This is a genomic window from Glaciibacter kafniensis (assembly GCF_039538945.1).
Taxonomy (GTDB): Bacteria; Actinomycetota; Actinomycetes; order Actinomycetales; family Microbacteriaceae; genus Cryobacterium; species Cryobacterium kafniensis.
Genome location: NZ_BAABCN010000007.1, coordinates 166,957 through 184,323 on the forward strand (window position 1 = coordinate 166,957; position 17,367 = coordinate 184,323).

The window sequence follows — 17,367 nt, forward strand, 5'->3', positions numbered from 1 at the left end:
TATGAATGGGCGATGTAAATTGCTGGCGGGTGAGTGGGCGAGGGCAGGATGCCCGGATGTGTCGGACGTGTCGGACGTGTCGGATGTGTCGGAAGTGTCGGATGTGTCGGATGTGTCGGACGTGTCGGACGTGTCGGACGTGTCGGACGTGCCGGATGCCGGCATCCGAATTTCTTGTCGACGTTGCACGACCGAGAAACACCTCAGCCGGCACCATGGCAACTCATAGCTTTCTCATAGGCAAGACGCTGATACTTGCACAATGAGCACACGAGCGACTGACCGACCGGCCCAGGGTCCACGGCTGAGCAAGGCCGACGGCAGCGCCATCCGCGTGCTCGTCGTCGACGACGAACCCACCCTCGCCGACCTGCTGGCGATGGCACTCCGTTACGAGGGTTGGGACGTGCGCACCGCGGGCGACGGGCAGAAGGCACTCACCATCGCTCGGGAGTTTCGCCCGGATGCCATCGTGCTCGACATCATGCTGCCCGACATCGACGGTCTGCAGGTGCTGCAGCGGGTGCGTGCGAGCGGATCGGAGACCCCGGTTCTGTTTCTGACCGCCAAGGACTCCCTCGACGACCGGATCGCCGGGCTGACCGCTGGCGGCGACGACTACGTCACCAAACCGTTCAGTCTCGAAGAAGTGGTCGCACGCCTGCGCGGGCTCATCCGTCGGTCGACCTTGTCGGTCGCCGAGGCCAACGACCCGCTGATTCAGATCGGCGATCTCACCCTCGACGAAGACAGCTACGAGGTGTTTCGCAGCGGAGATCAGATCGAGCTCACCGCGACCGAGTTCGAGTTGCTGCGCTTCTTGATGCGCAACCCGCGTCGGGTGCTCAGCAAGGCTCAAATTCTTGATCGGGTCTGGAGCTATGACTTCGGCGGGCGCTCCTCCGTCGTGGAGATCTACATCTCCTACCTCCGCAAGAAGATCGATGCCGGTCGTACGCCGATGATCCACACCGTGCGCGGGGCCGGGTACATGCTGAAGACCGCGCAATGACCAAACGCTCTGCCGATTCACCCGAGCCCGATCTTGGTGTGAGTGAGCCCGATCTTGGTGTGAGTGAGGTGACGGATGCCGCCAGCCACGACCATCCGCCGGGGCCCGCTGAGTCGAGGCCCAGCGTTTCGGCGCTCGGCCAATCACGCAAAGGAGGAGATTCGGCGACACGCCGCGACGAAGGGGCAGCTGACCTCGGCGAGTCGCAGAATCTCCTCCGAAACGTCGGTCCGTCCGACGACGACGTCGACGTCGTCGTCGCGAGCGATGTCCTCGACGTGACCGAGGATGACGTGACGGATGACGTGACGGATGACGTGACGGATGACGTGACGGATGACGTGACAGATGGCGTGACGCCCGACCTGACCGAGGACGTGACGGATGGTCTGGCGGATGACCTGCCTGACGACGCCGACCATACGCATCCGTCGGCGTCTGTTCCTCCTCTGACCGCTGGACCTCCTCCGCCCCCACCGGCTCCGTCGCCGAGCGCCGGCGACGCCCCCCGCGACCACGCCCCACGCATCCGTGCCCCGTGGACTCTGCGCCGTCGACTCGTGCTCTCCGTCGTCGGCCTCCTGGCACTCGTCAGTGTCATCATCGGGCTGGTCAGCGTCACGATTTTGCGCGCCTCCCTGGAAGACCAGCTGGACGGGCAATTGAATTCGGCCGTCGAGCGCTCGCGTTCGGTTCTCGAGGGAGGGCCGGGCCGCCCCGGCATCCTCGCCCTCAACACGCCCTCGGTCACCGACATCCTGAACGGGCGGGCACAGCCGCCCGGAACCCTCGCGCTTGTCTTCGACGGAGCAACCATCACGGCGGGTTACACCGACGAAACCGGCACTATCCATGAACTGACCACCCCGCAGGTACAGCAGCTTGTCGATGGGGCCAGTCAGGCTGAGCCGGTCACGATCGACCTCGGCGGTGACGTCGGCAGCTACCGGGTCGTCACCGCGACAACCCGCACCGGAATCGCCTTTCTGATCGGCTTGCCTCTCGCGAATGTCAACGGCACCGCGGCCACCCTCGGGCTGACGATCGCGCTCGTCTCCCTCGCCGGGGTGCTCGGCGTTGCCGCGCTCGCCGCCTGGATCGTGCAGCTCGCATTGCGCCCGCTGAAGAGAGTCACCGAAACCGCCATGCGGGTATCGGAGCTTCCGCTCGATCGCGGTGAGGTCCAGCTTGTCGAGCGAGTTCCTCAGAGCGACACCGACCCGCGCACCGAAGTCGGTCGCGTCGGCTCGGCACTCAACCGCATGCTCGATCACGTCGATCTCGCGTTGGAGACCCGCCAGGCCAGTGAGGCCAAGGTGCGTCAATTCGTCGCGGATGCCAGCCACGAGTTGCGCACACCCCTCGCGTCGATTCGCGGGTACTCCGAACTCACCCGTCGCAGCGGGCAGACCCTGCCGCCCGACACCGTGCACGCGCTCAGCCGCATCGAATCAGAATCGGTGCGAATGACCGCACTCGTCGAGGATTTGCTGCTGCTCGCCCGTCTCGATGAGGGGCGTGAGCTCGATCGGGCGCCGGTCGACCTGACCATGCTGCTCGTCGATGCGGTCAGCGACGCTCATGCAGCAGGCGACGACCACGACTGGGAGCTCGACCTCCCCGACGAGCCGGTCGAGACTGTCGGCGATGCCCACCGGCTGCACCAGGTCATCGCCAACCTGCTCACGAACGCGCGCGTGCACACCCCGGCCGGAACCACCGTCACTGCGGCGCTCACCTCCGTTGACGGCACGGCCGTCGTGACGGTAACGGATGACGGCCCCGGCATCCCGGAGAGCCTGCAACCCACACTGTTCGAGCGTTTCGCTCGTGGCGACAGTTCTCGGTTTCGGGGGACCGGCGGTAGCACCGGCCTCGGCTTGGCGATCGCTCGCGCGGTGGTCACGGCTCACCACGGTGAGATCGCCGTGGACAGCCGCCCTGGCTTCACGTGCTTCACCGTGACGTTGCCGCTCGAGAGTGCTGTGGCCGCGACGCCGTAGCGGCCTGCGCGGACGCGATGCCGCAGCTTGCGCTGTGCGGACGCGATGCCGCAGCTTGCGCTGCGCGGGTCGAACGCCGGGCCGCGGGTTGGCGCCGGCCGGCGTAGCGGCACCGGACCCGCGCAGCGTGATTCTGCACGACGTCGCTCGCGCATCCGACCCGCGTGGCGGCGCTCGACCCGCGTGGCGCGCCATCGGGATGGCTCGGTGCGACGTTGCCGGGCTCTTGGCCGAGGCGGATGCTGCTGCGCGGGTCGAACGCCGGGCCGCGGGTTGGCGCCGGCTAGCGTAGCGGCGGCGGACCCGCGCAGCGTGATTCTGCACGACGTCGCTCGCGCATCCGACCCGCGTGGCGGCGCCTGACCCGCGCGGCGGCGCTCGACCCGCTGGCGCGCCATCGGGATGGCTCGGTTCGACGTTGTTCGGGCTCTTGGCCGAGGCGGATGCTGCTGCGCGGGTCGAACGCCGGGCCGCGGGTTGGCGCCGGCTAGCGTAGCGGCGGCGGACCCGCGCAGCGTGATTCTGCACGACGTCGCTCGTGCATTTGACCCGCGTGGCGGCGCCTGCCCCGCGTGTCGCGCCATCCGACGCGATGGCTCGGTGCGACGTTGTTCGGGCTCTTGGCCGAGGCGGATGCTGCTGCGCGGGTCGAACGCCGGGCCGCGGGTTGGCGCCGGCTAGCGTAGCGGCGGCGGACCCGCGCAGCGTGATTCTGCACGACGTCGCTCGTGCATCCGACCCGCGCGGCGGCGCTCGACCCGCGCTCCCGGGCACGGACATCCGCTCGGCGCACGCGAATTGTCAGAGATGGCCCCTTCACTCGAGTTGAAGGGGCCATCTCTGACAACTCGCGACACGGCAACAGCGAACATTCGCTCAGTGAACGCGAAAGGTCGCAGACCGCCCCTTCGATTGAACTGAAGGGGCGGTCTGCGACCTTTCGCGAGCAGAGGCCCGCACCCGCCGCGAGCAGAGCGAGCCCGCGCTACGTGTGCGCTACTACGTCGTCAGCCGCTTGAGGTAGCCGGCGAACGTGCGCAGGTCTTCCTCCGGCCACGAATTCATGTGGCTGAAGATCACCAGTTTGTCGCTCCCACGAATCGCGGCCAGTCGAGTGATCGCTTCGTCGGTGGCGGCGACGTAGCGGGCACGACCGTCTTCCGGGTCGGAGCGAGTCTCGACCAAGCCCAGTTCCTGCAGTTGTTTGACCTGCCGACTGATGATGCTGCGGTCGACGAACAGCGCGTCGGCGAGCACGCTCGAGTGCAGTGGCCCCATTTTGGCGAGCTGGCGCAGCACCTTGAGTCCGAACGGTTGCAGCGCCGGGTCGATCGCGAGTGCCGCGGCGCGCACATTCGATTGGATGAACCCGAAGAGCACACCCATCTGCTCCTCGACCTCGGCGATGGCTGAGACGACATTCTCCGTCGGTGCAACCCGCGGCACATCGCTCGATGCGCTGCCCGCTGCGGCCGGGGAGAATTCCTCGGCCGCAGCATCCGCCTGGGTGTTGTCAGTCATTGTCACAGGTTATCGACTCGAACCGGGAGTGCCCTCGGACGCCGTCTCGACGACCTCGATCGACCCGGTCGGGTGGGCTTCACCGACGGGCAGCAAGCCGACGGATGCCGCGCTCACCTCGATCAGCGTGTCCTCGGCATCCTCAAGCTCGCGCTTGCGCTCTGCGGCGACTGCCGCCGCCGTGGGAATGGAACCGGTCTTCCGGCCTGCCGCGTTCTTCAGCTGCACCGCAGTCTTGGTTCCGAGTGAGGCGTTGGGCATGAAGATCACGGCAATCAGGGTGACCAGGGCCAGGGGGGCGCTGACCAGGAAGACCGTTCCCACGCCGGAACCGTATGCACTCTCCACCAGGGTGCGGATGGCGTCGGGGAGCAGCGATACGTGGGGGATGGTTCCGCTGCCGAGAGTCTCGATCGCGGTCGCCTGGTCGGCCTTGCCGAGCAACGGGATGCCGTCCTTGATGTGCTGGGCGACGAAGGTTCCGAGCACCGAACCGAGCACCGACACACCGATCGTGCCACCGAGGCTGCGGAAGAAGGTCACCGCGCTGGTTGCGACGCCGAGGTTCTTCACCTCGATTGAGTTCTGCACGACGAGCACGAGGTTCTGCATGACCATGCCGACGCCGGCGCCGAGGATGGCCATGTAGATTCCGACGAACACGAGGCTGGTGTCGTACTTGAGGGTTCCGAGTAGCACTGAACCTGCAACGATGAGCACGCTACCGGAGACCATGATGGCCTTCCACTTGCCGCGGCGGCTGACCAGGTTTCCGAAGAAGGTCGACGCGATCAGCAGACCACCCATCATCGGAATGGTGAGCAGACCCGACTCGGTCGGGGTCGCGCCACGAGCGAGCTGCATGTACTGGCTGAGGAACACCGAGGTGCCGAACATGGCGACACCCACCGAGATGCTCGCGATCACCGAGAGGGTGAACGTGCGGTTCTTGAACATGGTGAGCGGGATGATCGGCTCGGGCACCTTGAACTCGACGATGACCGCGGCGATGAGCAGCAGGGCTGCGCCGATGACCATGGCGAATGACGAACCGGATGCCCACTCGAACTGGTTTCCGGCCATGGTCACCCAAATGAGAAGGAGCGAGATGCCGCCGGCGATGAGAACGGCGCCGAGGTAGTCGATGTGCACCTTGCGCTTCGGGTGCTTGGGGAGGCGCAGGGTGAGCTGCAGCATCACAATGGCCAGGATAGCGACGGGCAGGGCGATGAAGAAGTTCCAGCGCCAGCCGAACGCGTCGGTCACGACGCCACCGAGCAACGGGCCACCGACGGTGCCGAGAGCCATCACGCCGCCGAAGAGGCCGGCGTACTTTCCGCGGTCACGCGGGCTGATGATATCGGCCATGATGATCTGGCTGAGGGCGGCGAGACCGCCGGCGCCGAGACCCTGAAGCACCCGGAAGACGATGAGCGTTTCGGTGTTCTGCGAGAACCCGGCCAAGGCCGAGCCGAGCACGAAGATAACCAGGGCGAGCTGGATGAGCAGCTTGCGGTTGAAGAGGTCGGCGAACTTGCCCCAGAGAGGGGTGCTGACGGTGGTCGCGAGCAATGTCGCGGTGATCACCCAGGTGTAAGCGGACTGGTCACCCTTGAGGTCGGAGATGATCAGCGGCATTGACGTGCTGACCACGGTGCCGGCGAGGATCGAGACGAACATTCCGAGCAGAAGGCCCGACAGCGACTCGAGAACCTGGCGCTTCGACATGTTTGCGTCGGGGCCGCCGGTTGTGGGCGGGATGGGTGGTGAATCGGTGGTGCTCTGCGTGCGTGACATGTGACTCCTGCTACTAATTGACAACAGTCAACTATATAAAACTAGTGGACCCTTGTCAACTACTTCTCGATGCCGGCTCAGAGCGTCATAGTGCGCACGGAGCGCTTCGCCGGTGATCGCGCAAACGAGAACTAAGCTCGGCACATGACATTCGCTCGGCATCTTCTCGTCGTTCGGCGGGATTCGTGAGCATGACAGAAGCCACCCGCTACCTGGGGCAGCCGCTGCTCACGTCGCCCGGCCAACCTCTGCGCGTCGCCGTCTACGAACGCATCTCTCAGGGCATCCGTTCTGGCACCCTGATCTCGGGTGAGTTGTTGCCCAGGGAGATCGAGCTGGGCCTCGCTCTCGGTGTCAGTCGCACGGTCGTCAGAGAAGCACTGATGCTTCTGGAGGAAGACGGTCTGATCGTCACGAAGCGCGGAGTCGGCCGGTTCGTCTCCGATTCGATCCCGCACGAGGGCCTCGACGAGTTTCAGCCGCTCGAGCAGTTGCTCGCGGAGCCCGGCACGACACTGGACGTTCAGGTGATCGAGTTCAGCCTGCAGAAAGTCACCGACTTCGTCGTCGAGCATCTCCGGCTGCCCGCGACTGCCATGTTCTGGTTTCGCGAATGCATCGTGAGCAGAGACGGGCAGCCGGTGGCCCTGGTTCAGGAGTACATGCCAGACGAGCCGGCTCTGGCCATGCTCAACCCTGAAGTGCGCGTGCAGCTTCAGGATGCCGCCGCCGAGTCGTCGACACTGCTCCAGGCGCTCACCGACCGGGTGGGTGCGGTGTTCACCGCCGGAGCCTGCCGCATCGCGGCGACCATCGCTGGTCCCACTCGGGCGAATCTGCTCGCCATCAAGGCGACGGATCCGCTGCTCGTGCTGACGCAATCAGCGCTGCTGGACGGAACGCCGGCCTACGCCTCAAAGTGCGCGCTGTCGCCGGCATTCGGGCACCTCGCCGTGTCGCAGTGGAAGCGGGCATAGCCGCACTGCTCAGCCGGTACCAACGGCTCAGCCGGCACCAACGGCTCAGCCGGTACCAACGGCTTAGCCGGCCCCGATTTCTCAGTCAGCGACGACGAGCCGGTCAGTGCCGACTGCGCGTTCGAAGCGCCAGCGGTAGAGCATCGCCAGCGCGACGAGCATGACCGCGCTCGCCGCGGTGATCCCGTAGCCGGCAGCGGAACCGAACTCCTGAGCGACGAGCCCGCCGGCCGCCGTGGCCAGAGCCTGTCCGACGACGAGCGTGCTCTGCAGGGTCGTCAGCACGGTCGTCGACCGCCCGGCCGGGGCCGCCTCTGCTCCCAGGCTGAACAGCACCACCAGCACCGCGCCGATCCCGCATCCGCTTAGAAAGAGCGCGACAAGCGTGGCGATCAGCGAGTCGGCCAGCAGCAGAGCGATCGCGCCGACCAGCCCCAGGCCGCCGAACGCGATCCACCGGGCCGGCAGGGTGAATCGCCGCGGTAGGGCGGCGACGGAGACGGCGACCACGATCGCGCCGACGCTCATCGCCCCGTAGGCGATGCCGGTCTGCTCGCCGATTCCCCGAGCCGTCATGAACTCGGTGAGCGCGGTGAGGATGGAGCCGAAGACGCTGCCGACCAGCAGCATGCCCGCCGCGAGCAGGAGGATGCGCGCGGAGAAGACCGACCCGTCGAGGGGCTTCTCGCTCGGTGAGTGCTGAGCCACAGCGCGACCGGAGTGGTGCAACGCGAAGGCGACGACGATCGTCGCCGTGAGGATGGCCCCGGTGACGAGCGGGGCCCAGGGAGCGATGAGCGTGGTGAGGATGCCGACGAGCACCGGTCCGATGACGAACGATGCTTCGTCCATCACCGACTCGTAGCTCATCACCATCGAGACAGCGCGCCCGCGCGTCACGGTGGAGCGAGCGGTTCCGGCGAAGACGACGAGGCGCGAGCGAGAGAACGGCGCGACCTGGGGGGTTGCGCCCCCTGCCACGAAGGCGATCGCGAGAACGGCGAGGAGCGGAGCCCCCGCGCCCACGAGAACGAGCAACAGGGCGGTGGCGAGGATGCTCACCGCACTACACACGAGCAGCACGGCGCGCTGACTCACGCGGTCGGCCAGCGATCCGACCACTGGCCCGCACGCAGCGGTTCCGATTCCTGCGCACGCCGCCGCAAGACCGGCCTCGGCGACCGAGCCGCGCACCGTCGTCACGAAGGTCAGGATGCCGACGATCATCATCGCGAACGGCAACCTGCCGATGAATGCGATCGGAAAGTACTCCCACCCGGTGAGCCGGGCGAAGGTGGCGACGTCGGTCCGCAGGGGAGCCTGATCGTTCATGGTGCGCTCCCCTGCGGGTCCGGGTCCGGGGCCGTGTCCGGATCCGGATCCAACGTCGGTTGTGATGTCGGTTTCGTATTCGGCGGTCGCGGTTACTTCGGTGATGACGGCGACGTCACCACGAACGCGCCAGAAATGATGTCGGCTTCGAGCTGCTTCACCTGGTCAAGCAGCTTCGGGTCGAGCTTGGATTCCCAGTCGTGGGTGGGCGCAATCCCGACTCCGCCGTTCTCGAGCGTTCCGACGTATGCGGTGTTGTCGAAGTTCCCGTCGGCCGCGGCCGTGGTCACTTCGTCGGCCGCCTTCGTCAGGTTCTTGAGCACCGAGGTCAGGTAGTACTTCTGAAATTCGGGGGTGCTCACATAGGCATCCGAGTTGACGCCGATGACCGCGCCGTCGATCCCTCGGTCGATCATCTCCTGAACGGATGCCGTGAACAGCGTTCCCGCGACGGGCATGATGATGTCCACGCCCTGATCGAGCAGGCCGGCCGTCAGCGTCTTGGCCTTCACCTGGTCATCGAAGCTGCCGATGAACTGACCATCCTGAGCTTTCTTGTCCCAGCCGACGAGTTTCACTGTCGTGCCGTTTGTCGCGTTGTAGCGGTCGATGCCGTCGGCGAAGCCGTCCATGAACACAGTGACGGAGGGGAACGGCATACCGCCGTAGGTGCCGACCACGCCGGTCTTCGTGGCGCCCGCCGCCAGGTAGCCGGCCAGGGCCGCCGCCTGAGCGGTATCGAAGAGCACCGGCTTCACGTTGTCGAGCACGAGTGGGCTGAAGTCGTCGTTGCTGACGGCGCTGTCGATGAGTGCGAAATTGACGTCGGTGTTCGCGGTCGCTGCGTCGCGGGTGGCCGTGGCCAGTGCGAAACCGACGGTGACAAGGAGGTCGCAGCCCTGGCTGATCAGGGCGTCGATGTTGCCGGCGTACTGATCCTCTGCCGACGATTCGGACGACTTCGGCGTCACGCCGATTTTCGCGGCGGCGGCCTTCACCCCGTCGAGAGTGAGCTCATTGAAATCGTTGTCGTTGAACCCGGTCAGATCGGATACCGCACAGGGCAGAAAGTCGCTGGCCTGGGCATCCGTTGAGGTGGGTGTTGCCGGTGCTGAACCGCATCCGCTCAGGACGAGTGCGGCAAGCGCCCCCATCGCGACGAGGGAGGTGGCTGTTGTGCGTCGTTGCATTGCTGTCTCCGTTTCAAGTGGTGCTGCTGGTGAGGAAAAGCTGAGGGTTAAGAGGTCAGTGGGGGAGATCGGTGAATGCCGCGTCGAGACTCGCCTGGTCGATGTTCGCGAGGTCGTGAGCGGTGAATTCAAACACGTCGATGAGGATGTCCCGCTCATCACGCAGGTCGGTGCCGGTTTGCATCGGGTTGTCATCGCCCAGCACGAGGCGCACGCCGGCGTCTCGAAACCGGGCTGCCGGATGGGCCGCGACAGAAGCGATCGCTCCCGTATACCAATTGGACGTCGGGCAGACCTCCACGATCACGCCGGTCTCGGCGCACCAGCGCAGAACCTCCGGATCATCGACGATGTGTGCCCCGTGCCCGATGCGGGTGGCACCGAGCAGTTCGACGGCCTCGCGTGCCGCTTCGGCGGGTCCCGCCTCGGCAGCGTGGCAGGTCACGCCGAGCCCGGCGGCTCTGGCGATGTCGAAGGCCGGTCGGTGGGGCGCCAGTGCCGGGTAGAGCAGCTCGTCGCCGGCGAGGTCGAAGCCCACGACGCCGGTGCCCGCGAACCGGGCGGCCGCGCGGGCCACTGTCTCATTGGTCGCGGGGGAGTGGTGGCGCAGGGCTGCGACGACCGCGCCGCTCGGCATGCCGGTTGCCAGGCTCCCCTCGCGCATCCCCTCGGTCACCGCGGCGATGACGTCGGCGATGCCCCGGTCATGCTCGGCGTGGGTGGCCGGGCCGAACCGCAGTTCAAGATAGTCGAGACCGCACGCCGCCCCATCTTCGACCGCTTCGCGCGCAATGCGCCGAGCGGCGTCCAACGACCGAAAGAACGGGTAGGTGGAGGCCACCTTGGCGAGATAGACCGTCAGATCGGCCGGACCCTCGAGACGGATGGCGCGCTCCCAGCCGCCCTCCGGTGTGGGGAGCCCGGCCGACGTCGCCAACTCTGCGGCGGTCGACGGCCGCACCCGTCCCTCGAGGTGGCTGTGCAGGTTGACGAGCATGTTAGAGCTCCAGACGAACGGCAACTTCGAGGGCCGCTTCGATGCTGAGCATCCAGCCATCCTTGAGCGCGGTGTCGACCCCGGAGTAGAGGCTGGTTCCGTCGTACAGGTTGCTCGAGGTCGAACAGATCATGCCGGCACGCACACCGCGCAAACGCGAGACGACGTAGAGGGCCGCACTCTCCATCTCCACGTTGAGCACGCCGAGCCGGTTGAGTTCGGCGATCCACTCGGGAGTCTCGGCATAGAAGGCGTCGTCGCTGGCGTTGATGCCGGTGTGCACGGTCGACGCTCGATCGGCGACCAGTTCGCGGGCGACGGATGCGAGTTCCAGCGTGATCGCGAGGTCGGGCACCGCCGGAAACCCGTGGTGGGCGTAGGCCGCCGTTGTTCCGTCGTTGCGCAATGCCCCTTCGCTGACCAGGAGGTCACCGGGTTTAACTCCGGGCTGCAGGCCGGCGGAGGAGCCGACGCGAATGAATGAGGTGACGCCGACGCGGATGAGTTCCTCGACCGCGATCGCAGTTGACGGGCATCCCATGCCGGTGGATGTCGCGGTGATCTTGCGGCCCTTGTACATGCCGGTCATCGTCAGGTGCTCGCGGTTGTGAGCAACGGTCTCCACCTCGGTGAGGAATTCCGCAATGAGCGGCACCCGAAAAGGGTCGCCGGGCAGAAGCGCGACGGTGGACACCTCCCCTGGCGCAATTCCGATGTGAAACTGTCGTTCGCCAATGCCTGATGCGCTCTTGTCGACCGGTGAGGGGTTGTTCATTGTCTGCTCCGCAACTCTGGGGATGTGATCGGTACGATGTTATACCTCTCGGGCCGAATGTCGAAAGAGTGCGCGCGAATTGGGGGTGCCAAAATCAGGAGTGGAGGGCGTGTCGCGACATCGGGGGCCTATCGTTCCCCGTCGTTCCGCGGGCACGGCCCGGCCGACACGCCTCCACTCCTGATTTCGGCACCGGCTCACGAACCCGTTGATCGGGCCTTGTTGAGATCTGGTGAACCGAGCGGATGACGCGGGGTGGGTCCGAGGGGCGGCTAGCGCGATCTCGACGGGCTCGGCCAGCGTGTGTCCGGGGTGCCGAAATCAGGTAGGGAGGGCGTGTCGCGACATTGGAGGCCCGTCGTTCCGCGGGCACGGCCCGGCCGACACACCTCCTCTCCTACTTTTGGACCCTCCGAAGCGGATTGTGCGACGATTACTCCTCAGGATCGAGGTACACGTCGCGCAGCGAGATGATGTCGTCACGCGTCACCGAGTCGAGCAACCGTGCGTCATTCAGTTCAGCACCGCCGAAGCGCAGATCTGCGCCGATCGCACGCAGCATGGGTTCGGCACGCTTGGTGACGCTCCCCTTGACGCCGAGGTGTGCCAGGACATCCTTCACCGGTACTCCGTCGAACTCGGGGTCGAATCGGTCATTCGCCCGCCCGATCACCGTGCAGACTGCCGCGGCGGCGGTGCGCGCGGTGCCTCTTCCTCGCAAAATTCCGGGGTCGGCGACTGCGACCATTGCGAGGAAGCGACGACAGGCGGTGCGGAACTCGATGTCGAAAAGCGCATCGGCGCATCCGTCGACAAGCGCGCTGACCTCGGCGACCGCGTCGTGGATGTCCGGCTCGATGCCCGTCCAGTCGAACGGTTCATCGGGGAGTGGTGAGTCGTCGATGAGAGCGAGCGCCTGACGGCCGCCGACGCTCAGTGCAAGTTCGTCGAGAATGTCCTCCCCAGTGAGCGGCCCGTCGTCGTCGTCGTCTTCCCAGCCCATGAGGTCGCCGTCCAGCAGCCCGGCCCGTTCGAGCAGGGCCATCGGGCCCTGCAGGCGCGGCGTTCGAATTGCCTCACGGTAGCCCGCCGTGTACTCATCGATTGCCTCGAGTGTCTGCTTCGTGAGTCCGTGACGGATGCCGCGTTGCTGGTGCGCATACCGCACTAGTGCGCGAAGCAGGGTGGGTGCTTTGTCGAGAAGATCGACAGGGGCGGCAATTTTGCGGGGGATCCAATCGTTCAGCACGATGTCGACCGATACCGGACTCCACCGCAGCGGGTCACCGACCGCTGTTTCCGCTCCGAACCAGAGCAGATTGTCGAGCAGCGAGCGGTGGTCTTCGTCATCGAGCGCGCGGCCGAACTCCGAGCCGAAGAATTCGTCGGCAATCGCGGAGATCTGCTCCTTGGTCCACTCTTCGGGTGTGTACTCCGAACCGCCGTCCGGCAGTTTGCCGACGATCCACTCGACGACGGGTCGCACGGCCGGCCACGTTTCGGTCTCGAAAGGAGGGTAGGTGATGGCTCCCGTGTTGATTGCCTGGGTGATGCGCGCCCGAGCATCGGCGAGGGGGAGCTCTCGAATTGAGGAGTCTTTGGCCGCCCCTGATCCGGCGTCCCGCACAATGCGGCGCCAGGCTTCGACGAGTTCACCGAGCGGCTGGTCGACCAGAAAGGCGTCCTTGACGACCGTTCCGAGATTGTGGTCGATGTAGATCAGGATGCCCAGCTCATGATTGCCCGCAAGACGAACGCCGATCACGAGGTTGTCCCCGTCGCCGAGCACATGCGCCATCTGAAATGCCCGGTACGGCTGCACCTCGTCCAGACGCGCCAGCCAGTCGGGGAGGGTCTGATGATGCAACCCCACCGCGCGGCGGGTACGCTCGCGCAGCAGGTCGTCACCTGACAGCTCGGCCATGACGCTGACGAGGGCATCTGACTGGCGAACCCCCATTGCAGCAAAGCTGTCACAGATTCCCGCGAGTGTCGGAGCCTCAGCGTCGGGATCGTCGTCGAAGCGAGATTCTGCGCGCGGGTCGAAGAGAGTGACCATTCCGCTGGCCATCTGGAGCAGCGCCTGCGGATGCCCGGCGCGGAGCGCGACCTCGATGCCGCGCAAGAAGCCGTCCTCCGGCAAGTCCTCTGAGTCGAAGGCACCGAATGCGGAGGTGTGACTCGAGATCCCGATCGGAGGGCGGGTGTGGCCGGAATGTGCGCGCTTCTTCGGTCGCTTCTTGGGGGACATGACTCAAGCCTAATAATCGTTGCCAGGGGCGACCACCCGGCCGGCGCCGGCGCATCCGTCTCGATTTGCGAGACAGGGGCCCATCACGTAGTGTGGGGCAAAGCCAAAGACCGCCGGTTATTGCTGTGCACACGAAAGTGTGTTTCGCAATCGAAGGTTCATTCACATGAACGGCCCGCGCAGGATTCGAAGTTTAGATTCGGTTTCGCAAGAAACTGCCTCCCAGCTCCGGCCCTTGCGCCGGAGCTTTTTTCATGTCTGCACCAGGGGCTACCGGCACATGAATATTAAGAGGAGCACCATGGCGAACAAGGAAGCATCGGTCGCCGAGCTGACGGAGAAATTCCAGAGCTCGACCGCCGTTCTGCTCACCGAGTACCGCGGTCTCACTGTTGCGAAGCTCAAGGAGCTGCGCACGTCCATCAGTGAGGACGCCACGTACGCCGTGGTAAAGAACACGCTGACCAAGATTGCGGCGAACAACGCCGGCATCACGTCGTTTGACGACGAGCTTGTCGGTCCGTCCGCAATTGCATTCGTGCACGGTGACCCTGTCGCCGTTGCGAAGGCCATGCGTGCCTTTGCCAAGGCAAACCCTCTCCTGGTGGTTAAGGGCGGTTACTTCGACGGTAACCCGCTCACCGCAGCAGAGGTAGGCAAGCTCGCCGACCTCGAGTCCCGCGAAGTTCTGCTCGGCAAGCTTGCCGGCGTCTTCAAGGCCTCGCTGTTCGGAGCCGCATATCTCTTCAACGCACCGCTGTCGAAGGCCGTTCGCACGGTCGACGCGCTGCGTGAGAAGCAGGAGTCCGCGAACTAGGCATCTGCCTGGTATCGCGGTGAGTAATTTAAGAAAACTAAGGAGAAAATCATGGCAAAGCTTTCCACTGAAGAGCTGCTCGAGCAGTTCAAGGGCCTGACCCTCATCGAGCTCAGCGAGTTCGTCAAGGCATTCGAGGAGACCTTCGAGGTCACCGCCGCTGCTCCGGTTGCTGTTGCAGCCGCTGGTGGCCCCGCTGCCGCCGCAGAAGAGGTTGAAGAGAAGTCTGACTTCGACGTCATCCTCGAGTCGGTTGGCGACAAGAAGATCCAGGTCATCAAGGTTGTGCGCGAGCTCACCAGCCTGGGCCTCGGCGAAGCCAAGGCAGTCGTCGACGGTGCACCCAAGGCCGTTCTCGAAGGTGCAAGCAAGGAAGCCGCCGAGAAGGCAAAGGCTGCTCTCGAAGAAGCCGGCGCAACCGTTACCCTCAAGTAACTCTCGCGTTTCTTTCAAGGCGCCACTCCTTCGGGGGTGGCGCCTTGTTTCGTTAATGGCGCACGATCCGCGCCGGGTCTGTACTTTATATAGGATGCCTATATATAATTGAGGCATGGAATCCGATCTGCATCATGTGCTCGGCGATCTCGTCGTGGTCAACCACCGTCTCACTCGCGTCGCGGCGCGGGCGGCGGGCGGCACCGAATCGCCGGCGCTCTGGCGAACGCTCAGTGTGCTGCGCATCAGCGGACCGGTGCGACTTGGCGCGTTGGCCGAGAACAGCCGGGTGTCGCAGCCGACGGCCACCAACTTGGTCACCGCGCTCGAGGAGCGCGGCTGGGTGAGTCGTCGCGTCGACCCCACGGATGCCAGGGCGAGCCTGATTGAGGCCAGCGCCGCGGGTCTCGCTGCGCTCAATGCCTGGCGCGACGAGCTGGTCACCGCGCTGATGCCGCTCTTCGCCGACCTGGGGGCCGACGAGATCGAGTTGCTCCGCGGCGCGGTGGAGATCGTTGCCGCACGTGTGGACGCCGTCGAGACAGCCGGCGCGATCGGCGCGGTCGATGCCCCCGGTGCCGAACAGATGGCGCGGTCATGAGCGCCTCGACGGTGGCAAAGGCCCCCAGCATTCTGCACCAACCGCGAGCAGTCTGGGCGGTTGCCTTCGCCTGCGTCATCGCGTTCATGGGAATCGGTCTCGTCGACCCGATTCTGCCGGCCATCGCCAACGACCTGCAGGCGACACCCACCGAGACTGAGATGCTGTTCACGAGCTACCTCGTCATCACCGGCATCGCCATGTTCTTCACCAGCTGGCTCTCCACGCGCATCGGCGCCAAGCGCACCCTGCTGATCGGCCTGGCGCTGATCGTGGTCTTCGCCCTCCTGGCCGGCCTCTCGCAAGACGTCGAATCGATCATCGGATTCCGCGCCGGCTGGGGACTCGGCAACGCGCTCTTCATCTCGACTGCGCTGGCGACGATTGTCGGGGCTGCTTCCGGGGGCACCTCGTCGGCCATCATCCTCTACGAGGCGGCGCTCGGCCTCGGCATCGCCATCGGTCCGCTCGTCGGCGGCGTGCTCGGCAGCATCAGCTGGCGCGGCCCGTTCTTCGGAACCGCCACCCTGATGGCGGTCGGCTTCATCGCCATCGTCGTGCTGTTGAAGAAAGAAGCCGTCAAGCCAACGCCGACGCGCCTCTCTGCGCCGTTCCGCGCCCTGGCCAACCCGGCTCTCGGCATCCTGGCCGCCGCCGCGCTGTTCTACAACATAGGTTTCTTCGTGCTGCTCGCCTACACGCCGTTCGCGTTGATTCCGCTCGGGCTCTCGAGCGCCATCACGCTGGGGTTCATCTTCTTCGGCTGGGGCCTCTCGCTCGCCGTCACGTCGGTCTGGGTCGCACCGCTGCTCACGAGGCGGATGCCGCGCACCCGCGTGCTCGCCACGGTGCTGCCGCTTCTCGCGCTCGACCTGGTCGCCGCTGCACTCGCGATCGATTCCGAGGTCGGTCTCATCGTCTGTGTCATCGTCGGCGGCATGCTCCTCGGAATCCTGAACACCGTGCTCACCGAATGCGTCATGGAAGCGACGGATCTGCCGCGCACCGTGGCCTCCTCGGCGTACTCCGGCGTGCGCTTTCTCGGCGGGGCCATCGCGCCGCCGGCGGCAACACTTCTGGCCGTCGCGCTCACACCTGCTGCGCCGTTCTACGCGGCGGGGGCATCCGTGCTCGTCGCCGCCCTGATCATCGTCATCGGACGCAAGCGCCTCAGCCGGGCCAACGGCTTCGAGGTCGACGAGCTCGAAGAGGCAGAGGCGATCAGCGCGGGGGATAGCTAGCAGCCCGTTCGACCGGCTCGGCCACTGGTCGAGAGACGCGTACTCGCCGACGCGTACTCGCCGTCGCTCCCTCGCTCCTCGACCAGCGGAAAGTCCTCGCGCGCGTCGGGTGCCGCTCCGCGCGCGCGTCGGGTGCCGCTCCGCGCGCCGGCGCCAACCCGCGCCGCGGCATCCGACCCGCGCCGCGGCATCCGACCCGCGCCGCGGCATTCGCCTGCCCCCGTCTCGACCTCGCGAGCCGACCTCCGAACGCAACCCGAGTCACAGGATCGACTCGCCTGGTCTCGACATGCTCGACCACCGGTGCCTCAGCGGACTCACCTGGCGAGGGGAAGGGCAGCCGAACCCGCAATTGCACCTGGTTGGGGGGTAGTGACCGCCGCCTTTTTGGGCGAAGTCGCGTGCGGCGTATGGCATG

General features: G+C 65.8%; 14 protein-coding genes. 7 read left to right on the plus strand and 7 right to left on the minus strand.

All coding sequences use genetic code 11. The annotated features are described in order from the left end of the window. The first annotated feature begins 262 nt into the window (after positions 1-262). Positions 263-1,012: a response regulator transcription factor gene (locus ABD791_RS12440; RefSeq protein ID WP_345067023.1), complete on the plus strand. Its 750-nt coding sequence runs from the start codon at positions 263-265 to the stop codon at positions 1,010-1,012. Next, positions 1,009-3,015, plus strand: coding sequence for a sensor histidine kinase (locus ABD791_RS12445; RefSeq protein ID WP_345067026.1), 2,007 nt, complete (start codon positions 1,009-1,011; stop codon positions 3,013-3,015). Before ABD791_RS12440 ends, ABD791_RS12445 begins: the two co-directional genes overlap by 4 nt. Before the next feature lie 999 nt (positions 3,016-4,014). On the opposite strand, the gene ABD791_RS12450 is transcribed toward ABD791_RS12445, so the two are convergent. Both ABD791_RS12450 and ABD791_RS12455 read right to left on the minus strand, forming a co-directional pair. Then, positions 4,015-4,536 carry a MarR family winged helix-turn-helix transcriptional regulator gene (locus ABD791_RS12450; RefSeq protein WP_345067028.1) on the minus strand — a complete coding sequence of 174 codons (522 nt, stop codon included), beginning with the start codon at positions 4,534-4,536 and terminating at the stop codon, positions 4,015-4,017. A 9-nt stretch (positions 4,537-4,545) separates the two neighbouring features. Further along, positions 4,546-6,264: an MDR family MFS transporter gene (locus tag ABD791_RS12455; protein ID WP_345067479.1), complete on the minus strand. Its 1,719-nt coding sequence runs from the start codon at positions 6,262-6,264 to the stop codon at positions 4,546-4,548. A gap of 260 nt (positions 6,265-6,524) precedes the next feature. Between ABD791_RS12455 and ABD791_RS12460 the strand changes: the two genes are divergently transcribed. After that, positions 6,525-7,310: a GntR family transcriptional regulator gene (locus tag ABD791_RS12460; RefSeq protein ID WP_345067031.1), complete on the plus strand. Its 786-nt coding sequence runs from the start codon at positions 6,525-6,527 to the stop codon at positions 7,308-7,310. Positions 7,311-7,391: 81 nt separating this feature from the next. Here the strand turns inward: ABD791_RS12460 and ABD791_RS12465 are convergent, their stop codons facing one another. The 5 genes from ABD791_RS12465 to ABD791_RS12485 form a co-directional block, all read right to left on the minus strand. Continuing rightward, positions 7,392-8,642 (minus strand): MFS transporter, encoded by a 1,251-nt coding sequence (locus tag ABD791_RS12465; protein WP_345067034.1) that lies wholly within the window; start codon positions 8,640-8,642, stop codon positions 7,392-7,394. Between the two features lie 92 nt (positions 8,643-8,734). Beyond that, the gene (locus ABD791_RS12470) at positions 8,735-9,832 is read right to left on the minus strand and encodes a BMP family lipoprotein (protein WP_345067037.1); all 1,098 of its coding nucleotides are present in this window, start codon (positions 9,830-9,832) and stop codon (positions 8,735-8,737) included. A 55-nt stretch (positions 9,833-9,887) separates the two neighbouring features. Further along, complete coding sequence (add, locus tag ABD791_RS12475; protein WP_345067039.1) at positions 9,888-10,829, minus strand: adenosine deaminase; 942 nt, start codon at positions 10,827-10,829, stop codon at positions 9,888-9,890. A 1-nt stretch (position 10,830) separates the two neighbouring features. Next, positions 10,831-11,604 (minus strand): nucleoside phosphorylase, encoded by a 774-nt coding sequence (locus ABD791_RS12480; protein ID WP_345067042.1) that lies wholly within the window; start codon positions 11,602-11,604, stop codon positions 10,831-10,833. Positions 11,605-12,037: 433 nt separating this feature from the next. Beyond that, a complete protein-coding gene (locus tag ABD791_RS12485; protein ID WP_345067045.1) occupies positions 12,038-13,855 on the minus strand; it encodes a DUF6398 domain-containing protein in 1,818 nt (605 codons plus the stop codon). Between the two features lie 301 nt (positions 13,856-14,156). Here ABD791_RS12485 and rplJ point away from each other — a divergent pair, with 301 nt between their 5' ends. The 4 genes from rplJ to ABD791_RS12505 all read left to right on the plus strand — a co-directional run bounded on the left by rplJ (position 14,157) and on the right by ABD791_RS12505 (position 16,949). Then, positions 14,157-14,672 (plus strand): 50S ribosomal protein L10, encoded by a 516-nt coding sequence (rplJ, locus tag ABD791_RS12490; RefSeq protein WP_345067047.1) that lies wholly within the window; start codon positions 14,157-14,159, stop codon positions 14,670-14,672. A 51-nt stretch (positions 14,673-14,723) separates the two neighbouring features. Beyond that, complete coding sequence (gene rplL / locus ABD791_RS12495; protein WP_345067050.1) at positions 14,724-15,107, plus strand: 50S ribosomal protein L7/L12; 384 nt, start codon at positions 14,724-14,726, stop codon at positions 15,105-15,107. Between the two features lie 115 nt (positions 15,108-15,222). After that, positions 15,223-15,708, plus strand: coding sequence for a MarR family winged helix-turn-helix transcriptional regulator (locus ABD791_RS12500; RefSeq protein ID WP_345067052.1), 486 nt, complete (start codon positions 15,223-15,225; stop codon positions 15,706-15,708). Beyond that, the gene (locus ABD791_RS12505; protein WP_345067055.1) at positions 15,705-16,949 is read left to right on the plus strand and encodes an MFS transporter; all 1,245 of its coding nucleotides are present in this window, start codon (positions 15,705-15,707) and stop codon (positions 16,947-16,949) included. The genes ABD791_RS12500 and ABD791_RS12505 overlap by 4 nt, the downstream gene beginning before the upstream one ends. The last annotated feature ends 418 nt before the right edge of the window (positions 16,950-17,367 follow it).